The 11,382-nt window shown below is 38.9% G+C and carries 12 protein-coding genes; 1 reads left to right on the top strand and 11 read right to left on the bottom strand.

The features are described 5' to 3' along the window. Positions 1-6: 6 nt before the first annotated feature. From rnc to DF281_RS05255, 11 genes are all read right to left on the bottom strand, one after another. On the bottom strand, positions 7-759 hold the full coding sequence (rnc, locus tag DF281_RS05305; protein WP_109349212.1) for a ribonuclease III: 753 nt from the start codon (positions 757-759) through the stop codon (positions 7-9). Between the two features lie 195 nt (positions 760-954). Beyond that, entirely contained in the window at positions 955-1,191 is a 237-nt protein-coding gene (gene acpP / locus DF281_RS05300; RefSeq protein WP_109349211.1) for an acyl carrier protein, read from the bottom strand. Between the two features lie 113 nt (positions 1,192-1,304). After that, the gene (gene fabG / locus DF281_RS05295; protein ID WP_109349210.1) at positions 1,305-2,048 is read right to left on the bottom strand and encodes a 3-oxoacyl-[acyl-carrier-protein] reductase; all 744 of its coding nucleotides are present in this window, start codon (positions 2,046-2,048) and stop codon (positions 1,305-1,307) included. Next, positions 2,038-2,997 (bottom strand): ACP S-malonyltransferase, encoded by a 960-nt coding sequence (gene fabD / locus DF281_RS05290; RefSeq protein WP_109349209.1) that lies wholly within the window; start codon positions 2,995-2,997, stop codon positions 2,038-2,040. The genes fabG and fabD overlap by 11 nt, the downstream gene beginning before the upstream one ends. Before the next feature lies 1 nt (position 2,998). Then, positions 2,999-3,988 carry a phosphate acyltransferase PlsX gene (gene plsX / locus DF281_RS05285; protein WP_109349208.1) on the bottom strand — a complete coding sequence of 330 codons (990 nt, stop codon included), beginning with the start codon at positions 3,986-3,988 and terminating at the stop codon, positions 2,999-3,001. Next, the gene (gene fapR / locus DF281_RS05280; protein ID WP_109349235.1) at positions 3,985-4,563 is read right to left on the bottom strand and encodes a transcription factor FapR; all 579 of its coding nucleotides are present in this window, start codon (positions 4,561-4,563) and stop codon (positions 3,985-3,987) included. Before fapR ends, plsX begins: the two co-directional genes overlap by 4 nt. 105 nt (positions 4,564-4,668) lie before the next feature. Next, entirely contained in the window at positions 4,669-6,717 is a 2,049-nt protein-coding gene (gene recG, locus DF281_RS05275) for an ATP-dependent DNA helicase RecG (RefSeq protein ID WP_109349207.1), read from the bottom strand. After that, positions 6,710-7,606, bottom strand: coding sequence for an L-serine ammonia-lyase, iron-sulfur-dependent, subunit alpha (gene sdaAA / locus DF281_RS05270; RefSeq protein WP_109349206.1), 897 nt, complete (start codon positions 7,604-7,606; stop codon positions 6,710-6,712). Before sdaAA ends, recG begins: the two co-directional genes overlap by 8 nt. A gap of 12 nt (positions 7,607-7,618) precedes the next feature. Continuing rightward, a complete protein-coding gene (gene sdaAB, locus DF281_RS05265) occupies positions 7,619-8,281 on the bottom strand; it encodes an L-serine ammonia-lyase, iron-sulfur-dependent subunit beta (RefSeq protein WP_109349205.1) in 663 nt (220 codons plus the stop codon). Between the two features lie 454 nt (positions 8,282-8,735). Beyond that, positions 8,736-10,370 (bottom strand): DAK2 domain-containing protein, encoded by a 1,635-nt coding sequence (locus tag DF281_RS05260; protein WP_109349204.1) that lies wholly within the window; start codon positions 10,368-10,370, stop codon positions 8,736-8,738. Positions 10,371-10,388: 18 nt separating this feature from the next. Further along, a complete protein-coding gene (locus tag DF281_RS05255; RefSeq protein ID WP_109349203.1) occupies positions 10,389-10,751 on the bottom strand; it encodes an Asp23/Gls24 family envelope stress response protein in 363 nt (120 codons plus the stop codon). Positions 10,752-11,115: 364 nt separating this feature from the next. Between DF281_RS05255 and rpmB the strand changes: the two genes are divergently transcribed. Next, positions 11,116-11,304, top strand: coding sequence for a 50S ribosomal protein L28 (gene rpmB, locus DF281_RS05250; protein ID WP_109349202.1), 189 nt, complete (start codon positions 11,116-11,118; stop codon positions 11,302-11,304). Positions 11,305-11,382: the final 78 nt, after the last annotated feature.

Genomic DNA, 11,382 nt, shown 5'->3' with positions numbered 1-11,382 from the left:
CCCATCCTATCCCTTCGGAGTCTGTTTCTTCAGCGCACTCATTGCAGTTTGTGCAGCTTTCTGTTCAGCTTCCTTCTTCGATTTACCGTGACCTTCACCAAGAACTTCACCGCTTAAAGTGACGCTCGATACGAATGTACGATTATGTGCAGGACCGTTTTCCTTCACAATTTCATAGGCTAATACGCCTGAATTGGACTGCTGGACCATTTCTTGTAATTGACTTTTAAAGTCTACTACAGTAGAAAAAGTACCGAGCTCAACTTTAGGAAATACGACTTTTTCCAAAAATCCTACAACTGTTTCTAAACCTTGGTCTAAATATAATGCACCTACGAACGCTTCAAAGCAATCCGCAAGTAAAGCTGGACGCTCACGACCACCTGTAATTTCCTCACCTTTTCCTAAAAGGACATAATGACCAAATTTCAATTCGTTAGCAAATACCACAAGTGAAGGTTCACATACGATCGCTGCGCGTAATTTAGTTAATTCGCCTTCCGTCATCTTAGGAAACATTAGGAATAAAAACTTAGAAACAGTTAGCTCTAATACAGCATCACCTAAAAACTCTAGTCTTTCGTTATCTTCAAAATTTCGTCGTCTATGTTCGTTGACGAATGAAGAGTGAGTGAAAGCATTGTATAGTAGGTTTTTGTTGTCAAAGAACAAACCTAGTTGTTTCTGTAATTCTTCAAATTTTTCTTTTGCTTGTTCTGGTATTGCTCCGTTTTTTTGAGATAATTCTTCAATTCTCATTTTATCAACCTTCTTATTATGTTTGCTTTACGTACATCGTTAATTTTACTCGTTTCTAGCTAATAGTGCAAAATTTATTGCAAAAAAGAACTATCGAAGCGTCTTTTGTACTGAAAGCAGTACATTGACGACTTTGATAGCCCTTAATTATTTCGGTATCTAAATGATATCACTATAATAGCGATATGTATTTAATTAGCCAATTTTGCTTTCGATGAATGAAACTGCTGTTCCAACTGTAGAAATTTTTTCTGCATCTTCATCTTCAATTTGCATATCGAACTCTTCTTCAAGTTCCATAACTAATTCAACAACATCTAGTGAGTCTGCACCTAGATCGTCTTTGAAAGAAGCTTCTAATTTCACTTCGCTTTCGTCAACACCAAGACGGTCAACAACAACTTTTGATACGCGTTCAAATACTGTAGCCAAAATACTCACCTCCCCTCAATTATTATCTCATTAAAATGGTAAGACCACTTTTTTGTTAGTATAACATTCCTGTACGTTAATGAAAATAAATTTCCGTTTAATTAACGTAAAAGTTACATCACCATTCCGCCATCTACGTGAAGTGTTTGGCCAGTCATATAACTCGCTTCTTCTGATGCTAAAAATGCGACAACTTTCGCTACTTCTTCCGCTTGACCAAGTTTCGCAAGTGGAATTTGAGTAAGCATAGCTGTTTTAATATCTTCAGGCAATGCATCTGTCATTTCAGTTTCGATAAAACCAGGTGCAATCGCATTTACACGGATATTACGTGGAGCGAATTCTTTCGCAGTTGTTTTCGTTAAACCGATTACACCCGCTTTAGAAGCAACATAATTGGCTTGGCCAGCATTACCTGCCACACCAACGATTGAAGCGACATTTACGATACTTCCTTTACGTTGTTTCATCATTTGGCGACTTACCGCTTTCGTGCATAGGAATACCGATTTTAAATTCGTGTCGATGACAGAATCCCAATCTTCTTCCTTCATACGCATAATTAAATTATCGCGCGTAATTCCTGCATTATTTACAAGAATATCAATTGAGCCGAATGCTTCCATTGTCGCATCAATCAATCCTTTAACTTCATCTGCAACTGCAACATTTGCTTGGTGTACGATTGCTTCGCCGCCATTTGCAATAATTTCTGCCACTACTGCTTCAGCTTTGTCTTTCGAACCACTGTAGTTCACAACTACTTTGGCACCTTCATTTGCTAATTTCAGTGCGATTTCGCGGCCAATTCCACGAGATGCACCTGTTACGATTGCTGCTTGTCCATTAAATTTCATTGACTGCCCACTCCTTTGAAGCTTCAACTACTGCTTGTAATGATGCTTCATCATATACACAGTATGTCGCTAATTTACGATCTACTTTTTTAACTAAACCACTTAATACTTTTCCTGGACCACATTCGATGAAAGTATCTACACCTTCTGCGATTAATTGGCGCACTGTTTCTTCCCAGCGTACTGGCGAATACAGTTGTTCCACTAATAGGCCACGGATTTCAGCTGCTGAAGTAACTGATTGCGCAGTAACATTTGCAATGACAGGTGTTTGAGCATCCGACATTTGAATCCCTGCAAGCATCTCTTGTAATTTCGAAGCTGCTGGACGCATTAATTCCGAGTGGAAAGGACCACTTACGACTAGAGGTAAAGCTCTTCTAGCACCCGCTTCTTTCGCTTTTTCGCTCGCTACTTCAACTGCTTTTGCAGTACCTGAAATAACGATTTGTCCTGGACAATTCAAGTTTGCTAATTGTACAACTTCACCTAAATCAGCTGTTACTTGATCCGTCACTACTTTTAAAGCTTCCGCATCTAATCCTAGAATTGCTGCCATCGAACCTTGACCTGCTGGAACTGCATCATTCATAAATAAACCGCGTCTATGTACAGCCATTACCGCATCTTCAAATTTCATCACGCCAGATGCTACTAATGCTGAATATTCACCTAAACTATGTCCTGCAGTAAAACTTGGTGTAATGCCATTTTGAACGAGTTGTTCTGCAATCATTACTCCTGTTGTTAATAACGCTGGTTGCGCATGATATGTTAATGTTAGCTCTTCTTGTGGGCCTTCTAACATCAATTTAGAAAGGTCGAATCCAAGCAATGAATCCGCCTCTGTATAAAATTTCTTGCTGCTGTCATTTGACGCAATTAATTCTGCACCCATACCTACTGTTTGTGAACCTTGTCCTGGAAAAATAAAAGCGATTTTTGTCATGTTAATTCTCCTTTGAGATAGTAGAATCGATCGTTTCACATACTTCATGTTCAACCATTAAATGTGTTTGGCGAATGGCACTGTAGAATGCTTTTGCATTTGATGAACCGTGTGCTTTTACTACCGGCGCTTTAAGTCCGAATAATGCCGCACCACCGTACTCTGTATAATCCATTTTCGTTTTGATTTCTTTTAGATTATTTTTCATCATAACAGCCGCAAGTTTCGTTTTTGTTGAAGACATAAAAGCATCTTTCAACATTGAAAACATATTCCCAGCTACGCCTTCGATCGTTTTTAAAACCATATTTCCTGTGAAGCCATCCGTTACAACAACATCTGCAACGTGATTTAATAATTCACGTGCTTCCACATTGCCGATAAAATGAATATCTTCACATTCTTTTAATAAAGTAAATGCGTGTTTTGTTAAGTCATTACCTTTTTTCTCTTCCGTACCGATATTTAATAAACCAACTGTTGGTTTTTCAATTCCGCGTACTTTTTTCGCATAAATACTACCCATAATGGCATATTGAAGAAGGTTTTCAGGTTTTGCATCCGCATTTGCACCTAAATCCAACATATCAAAACCAGCACCATCAAGTGTTGGTAAAGTTGTTGAAAGCGCAGGACGGTCAATACCATCAATGCGGTGAACAACGAATAGTCCCGCAGCCATTAATGCCCCTGTATTCCCTGCTGATACGCAAGCATCCGCTTCGCCATCAGCTACAGCATGAGCCATCTTCACCATTGAAGCATCTTTTTTACGGCGAACAGCTCGCACTGGCTCATCCGTACCTTCGATTACTTCAGCACAGTGAATCACTTTAACGCGATTATGTGATTTCAAATAGGGTGCCATTTTCGCTTCATCACCATATACTAAAAACTCAATATCTTGAAAGTCTTCTACTGCTTGAAAAACACCTTCCAAAATTTCCTTTGGAGCGTGATCTCCGCCCATTCCATCAATTGCTATTTTCATTTTCGCTCACCTTTACCCTTCGTTCGGTACATTTCAAATTGTCCTGTGAAAACAGTCTTCCCTTCAACTGAAGAAGTCACAGTAACAAATGTACGGTTCCTTGCGTCATCGCGGCCTGTTACGATTGCTTTTGCGATTACTCGATTACCAGCATGAACTGGCTTATTATATGTTAATTCAGATTTTACAGTTAGAGCTAAGTCATCATCGATTACTGCCACAGCCAATGAGTTTGCTTGTGCAAATAAGTGATGTCCTCGTGCGATGCCATTTCGTTGAAATACATGTTCGTCTTGAACGTCGAATAGTGAGATAGCACGATCGTCTAAATCAATATCGATAATTTCTCCGATTACTTCATCAATTGGTAAAGTCTTTACTTCATTTTCAAAATTATGTGCTGCTACATCCTTAATACGTTCACGTAGCTCTGGGATTGAAAGTTCCATTCGATCAAGACGAATCGTTTGAACACTTACATTAAACTTCTCTGCAAGTTGATCGTCTGTTACGAATGGGTTGTCTTCTATGGTTTGTGTTAACAATTTTTGTCGATCTTTTTTTGAATACTTCATTGTCATTTTCCGCCCCTTAATTAGCACTTGGTACTAATATCAGTATATAAATATAAAAAAGAGAATGCAAGTGTTGTTTTTAAAAACGACGCGCATCCCCTTCTATTAGTCAATTCTTTCGCCGTCGAGAACACCCGACTGCTCAAGTGTTTTTCTTAAATTTGCGTAGCGTTCATGCGTCCAAAATTCATCATCCGAAACGAGTTGAACCGCATCTTGACGGGCTGTTTCTAAGGCGCGATAATCATGTACTAAATCCGCTACTTTAAATTCTGGCAAGCCACTTTGTTTACGTCCAAAGAAGTCACCAGGTCCTCTTAATTCTAAGTCTTTCTCTGCTAATCTAAAGCCATCTGTCATCTCAACCATCGAAATCATACGTTCTTTTCCTTCATCACTTTTAGGATCAGCTAGCAAAATACAGTATGATTGATGTTCGCCACGACCGACACGACCTCTTAATTGGTGAAGTTGAGCAAGACCAAATCTTTCAGCATCATAAATGACCATAAATGTCGCATTCGGTACGTTCACACCTACTTCGACTACAGTCGTTGATACTAATACTTGTAAGTTCCCTTCACTAAACTCACGCATAACAGCGTCCTTGTCGTTCGAGTGAAGTCGACCATGCATGAGTCCTACATTGTATTTGTTATGGAATACAGTTGAAAGTTGTTGGAATACATCAACCGCATTTTGAACATCGAGTTTATCCGATTCTTCAATTAAAGGGCAGATGACATACGCCTGTCTACCAGCGCGAAGTTCCGCTTCTAATTTTTGAAGTACTTGATTAAACTGCTCATGCTTCAACCAATGCGTTTCGATTTCCTTACGACCTGCTGGTAATTCATCGATGATGGATACGTCCATCTCTCCGAATGCAGTAATCGACAATGTACGTGGGATTGGCGTAGCCGTCATAAAGAGAACATCTGGATTTTCACCCTTCTCTTTCAATATACGACGCTGCTCTACACCGAATCGATGTTGCTCATCCGTGATTACTAAACCAAGTCGCTTAAAAATAACGTCTGGCTGAATTAATGCATGCGTCCCCATAACGATATCGATTTCACCTGTCGATAGTCTCTCCAAGATTTCTCTTCTCGCTTTTGCTTTAGTTGAACCAGTTAATAAAGCCATATTGATTCCTAGCGGTTCCAACCATTCACTAAAGCTATCCGCATGTTGTTCAGCTAATATCTCTGTAGGAGCCATTAGCGCACCTTGGAAACCAGCCGTAACTGCTGCATATAACATCGCCGCTGCTACGACTGTTTTCCCCGAACCTACATCACCTTGTAAAAGGCGGTTCATACGATGTGGGACGAGTAAATCCTTGCATATTTCATTCACCACTCGCTTTTGCGCGCCAGTTAGTTCATATGGAAGTGACTCGAAAAATGATTTTAATTTTTCAAGGTCATAATGAATACTCGTCCCTTGCTCATCTTCTTTTCGAGATTTACGAAGTGTTTGAATTTTCAATTGGAATTGTAATAACTCCTCATAAACGAATCGTCTTCTCGACTGCTTCGTCTCATCAAGATTTTTCGGGAAATGAATCCCTTCCAAAGCTTCCGTTACTGGTACGAGTTTATACTTTTCTAATAGTTCATTCGGTAATGTTTCTGCGATTTGATCACCGTAAAGGTCAAGCGCCTGCCTCATAAAATGTCGGAATTTCTTTTGCGAAAGCTTCCCTTTTACGCTATAAACAGGTTCAAAATCCGCTCGTTCATTTTGGTCGCCAAAATTGACGCTAGTCCCATTGATGACTTGGCGCCCTCGATCCCACTTACCTGTTACTGTGATCATCATCCCTGGTTCAAGCTTATTTTTTAAATACGCTTGGTTAAAAAATACGACTTTAATCAGGTGACGACCAGCTAACATCTGTACTTGTAATCTTGATTTTTTATTGCCAAGAAAAAGAACTGTTGGTACGCTTTCGACTCTGCCCTCAACAGTAACTCTTTCATTATGGGGTGTTTCCGCAAGATCTTTCAGACGAAAATCTTCATGCCGATAAGGAAAAGTCCAAATTAAATCCTCAACGGTATGTATTTTCATGCTTTCTAAGTTTTCTGCCGCCGCTTTCCCAACACCACTTAATTCGGTGACAGGCTGTGTTAAGTCACTAGCCACGATTCGCTACTGCACCTCCGAAAATACGTTTTTCTAACCATTTCCCAGTCGGTGTTGCTGCGAGTCCTCCTTGTGCTGTTTCTCTTAATGCTACCGGCATTGTTTGCCCAATTCGATACATCGCATCTATTACTTCATCTGTAGGAATTCTACTCTCGACTCCTGCTAAAGCCATATCTGCTGATACTAATGAATTGGCAGCACCCATTGCATTACGTTTTACACATGGAACTTCTACAAGCCCCGCTACTGGGTCACATACTAATCCTAGCATATTTTTCAATGAAATAGAGAACGCATGCGCACTTTGTTGTGGTGATCCGCCTGCCATTTCTGTAATTGCTGCCGCCGCCATCGCTGCCGCTGAACCTACCTCTGCCTGACAACCGCCTGCTGCACCAGAAATCATGGCATTATTGGCAACAACTTGACCAAAAGCACCCGCTGTAAATAAGAAGCGAACCATCTCATCTTTTGTCGGATTTAATTTATTTTTCACTGCAAAAAGCGCTCCTGGAACTACGCCTGCTGAACCAGCTGTTGGTGTAGCACAAATCGTCCCCATTGCTGCGTTTACTTCATTCGTAGCAACTGCTTTACTAACCGCATCTAGTAATAAATCACCTGATAATGATTTACCAGTTTTCATATATGCTTGAATTAATACTGCATCGCCGCCTGTTAAACCAGTTACCGATTGTACACCTTTTAATCCACGCTCTATTGCCGCTTCCATTACTTCCAGATTACGATACATCTGCTCCATAATTTCTTCACGCGTTCTTTCAGATACGATCATCTCTTGTTCAATCATAATTTCTGAAATTAATTTATTTTCATTTTCTGCACGCTCTACTAAATCACGCACATTGCGAAATAATACTTCCATCGTAGTTGCCTCCTAATTTTTTATTCTCGTTACCTTCGTAATATTCGGTAATAACTCGATTTCTTCTAAAATAGTCGGCGCAATATTTTGATCGACTTCAATTACCATTAACGCCATATTGCCACGCTCTTTTCGTGAAACTTCCATATGTCCAATGTTAATTGAATGGTTTGCTAAACATACCGCGACATTCGCAACTACTCCCGCTCGGTCGTTATGTACGACTAGAATTGCTGCCATACCGCCAGACATACGCAGTGGGAATCCATTTAATTCGGTAATTTCAATTGCTCCACCACCGATAGAAATTCCGACCATACTTAATTCAGACTCATCATCACCAATAACAATTCGTGCTGTATTAGGATGTTCTACACTACCCGTTTCTGGGATGAATTCAAAAGTAAGACCTAAGCGTTCAGCGTCTTTAAAAGATGTCTTAATACGCTCATCATACGTATCATAGTCTAATAATCCACCGACAATCGCGACATCCGTACCATGCCCTTTATACGTTTCTGCAAACGAACCATAAAGATGGATTTTTGCCCAAGTCGGTTGTTTGCCAAATAAATCTCTCGCCACACGCCCGATGCGCGCAGCACCTGCTGTATGGGATGAGGATGGTCCGATCATAACGGGACCTATAATATCAAAAACAGATGTAAATTTCATGATTTTTTCCTCCTTGCATACTATTCTCTTTACCAATATTACATCATGAAAGGGCAAAACCCAAACAATTTAGACAAAATATTGAAACGAGCGCTAGAACTATTTTCCAAGTATTTTCGCATAAATAAAAATTGATTTATAAGTACAATTTATTTCATTAATTCCAATCAAATTTTAACTCTAAATCAATCAATTCGTTTATAGTCGTATTCATTATGTTTCTTTACTTTCGATTGATCATGAATTCCTTTTATTAACTTATTGAGAAACCGATCGATACATCTTCATTGAAAGAAATAACGAGGACTCCTGCGGAAAAACAAGTGTGAAGCATTTGTTATTTCTGAAAGTTATAACGAAAGTCTCTTTAAACTACCAAGATATTTAACAAAACCCAAATTTACCCACATAAAAAAGGGACTGCAATTAAGCAATCCCCCTTATATTCTATTATTTATTCTACAGAGAAAATGAATGGGTAAAGTGGTTGTTTACCATTGTGAACTTCTACTTCTACATCTTCGAATTTTTCTTCGATGTAAGTAGTAACTTCTTCAACTTGCGCTTCAGTCGCATCTTCACCATAAATTACAGTGATGATTTCTGCATCTTCATCAACGATTTCGTCGATTAAGAATTGAGTAGCTTCCGTCATTGAAGGAGTTGCTTTCACAATTTTACCTTCTGCCATAGACATGAAATCATCTTTATGGATTTCTACACCATCAATTGAAGTGTCGCGAACTGCAAATGTAATTTGACCAGTTTTAACACCTTGAATTGCTGATGTCATCGCATTTTTGTTACTTTCAACAGTTGCTTCAGGGTTAAATGAAAGTAATGCACTTAAACCTTGAGGAATTGTCTTAGTAGGAACTACAGCAGCTTCGATTTCTAGTAATTCAGCAGCTTGTTCCGCAGCCATAACGATGTTTTTGTTGTTTGGTAGGATTAATACTTTTTCAGCACCAACCTCTTGAACAGCTTTTACGATATCTTCTGTAGAAGGGTTCATTGTTTGACCGCCTTCGATTACATAAGAAGCACCCATGCTTTCAAGTAATTCTTTGATTCCTTTACCCATCGCAACAGTTACAACTGCGTAAGGAACTTTTTTCATTGCTTTATGCTCTTCGCCAACAATTTCAGTATGTTGTTCGCGCATATTATCAACTTTTACTTTTACAAGGCTACCATATTGGTGACCATAAGCAATTACATCACCTGGTGTTTCAGAGTGAACGTGGATTTTCACAACTTCATCATCTGAAATGACTAATAGTGAATCACCGAATTTACTCATATCTTCACGGAATTTTGCTTCGTCAAATGGCTTTTTATCATCCTCAAAACGAACCATGAATTCAGTACAATAACCGAATACGATATCAGCAGTGTTCATGAAATCTTGTGCAGTGTGATGTTCAGCGCTTACTAAATCATCCATTGTACGCATTTCTGTTTTAGCAGGTAATGCTTCACCTTTTAAGCTTGCTAAGAAACCTTCGTAAACATAAAGAAGGCCTTGTCCACCACTATCTACTACGCCTACTTCTTTTAAAACAGGAAGTAATTCAGGTGTTTGATCTAATGCTACTTTAGCAGCTGCAACAGTTTCTTCCATTACTTGAATAATATCATCCGATTTTTGAGCAGATTTAACCGCTTGTTCTGCTGCTAGTCGTGCAACAGTTAAAATTGTACCTTCAACAGGCTTCATTACCGCTTTATAAGCTGTGTCTACACCATATTGGAAAGCTTGTGCAAATTGCACTGTAGTAACCGTATCTTCTTTTTCAATTGATTTTCCGAATCCACGGAAAAGTTGAGATAGGATAACACCTGAATTACCACGTGCGCCCATTAATAAACCTTTTGATAAAGCTTGAGCTGTTTTACCAATACTTGAATTGACTTTTGCAGCCGTTTCTTTCGCGCCAGATGTCATTGATAAGTTCATGTTTGTACCTGTATCACCATCTGGTACTGGGAAAACGTTTAATGCATCTACATAATCAGCATTTTGCGATAAGTGATGAGCACCCATTTGTACCATTTCTGCAAATTTGATTCCGTCTAATGACTTCATTTGAATAAGTTCCTCCTCTTACACGTTCGCTACACGAACACCTTGCACATAGATATTAACTGAGCTGACAGACATACCTAGTGTTTTGTCTAATGTATATTTTACTTTTGACTGCACTTGGTAGGCTACCTCAGAGATTTTCGTTCCATAACTTACGATTACATACATATCGATATGAAGTTGATCGCCTGCTTGACGCACAACAACGCCTCTGCCAAAGTTTTCTTTACGTAAAATGTCGGTTAAGCCATCGCGGATTTGGTGTTTACTCGCCATACCTACGATTCCGTAACACTCAATTGCTGCACCGCCTGCAATTTGTGATACTACATCATTTGAAATATCGATGCTACCGAATTCATTTTTAAGTTCTACTGACATGATTTGGCCCCCTGACTTAAAGTTAGCTATTTTCTATTGTACTCTTTTTTTTATTCATTGAACAACTTCTAAACATACATTGTATATTATACAACACCGAAGTCTATATATTAAGCATATTCCTTCATATCGTAAAGTAAAATGCACAAAATAGTCGTAGTAAGTTACGATATAGAAAATAAACGTATACTTTTTTCCTTATTTTTGGTGAGAAAGAAAAAGATTTAAAGGGTGTAAAGGTTTTTTTCTTGAAAGGCAAAGAAAATGAGTTGCAATGTAATATAGTGTATGTTAAATTATTAAAGTATGTGAAATATCGAAGTGAAACATGAACTTTCAACTTCTTATATAGGAGGGAAATAATATGCCAAAACAATGTGTAATTACTGGACGCAAAGCTCGTTCTGGTAACAACCGTTCTCACGCTATGAACTCAAGCAAACGTACTTGGGGTGCAAACTTACAAAAAGTTCGTATCTTAGTTGATGGTAAACCGAAAAAAGTATGGGTTTCTACTCGTGCTTTAAAATCGGGTAAAGTAGAACGCGTTTAATTCTATTTTTGAAAAGGAAGCAACTCTTAGGAGTTGCTTCCTTTTTGATTTTGTGACGGCTGTGTTTCAAAAGATCGG

It is taken from the genome of Kurthia zopfii (genome assembly GCF_003143955.1).
In the GTDB taxonomy this organism is placed as follows: Bacteria; Bacillota; Bacilli; order Bacillales_A; family Planococcaceae; genus Kurthia; species Kurthia zopfii.
Note: the sequence above shows the minus strand (reverse complement) of the source record. Positions and strands in the feature narration are given on the sequence as shown.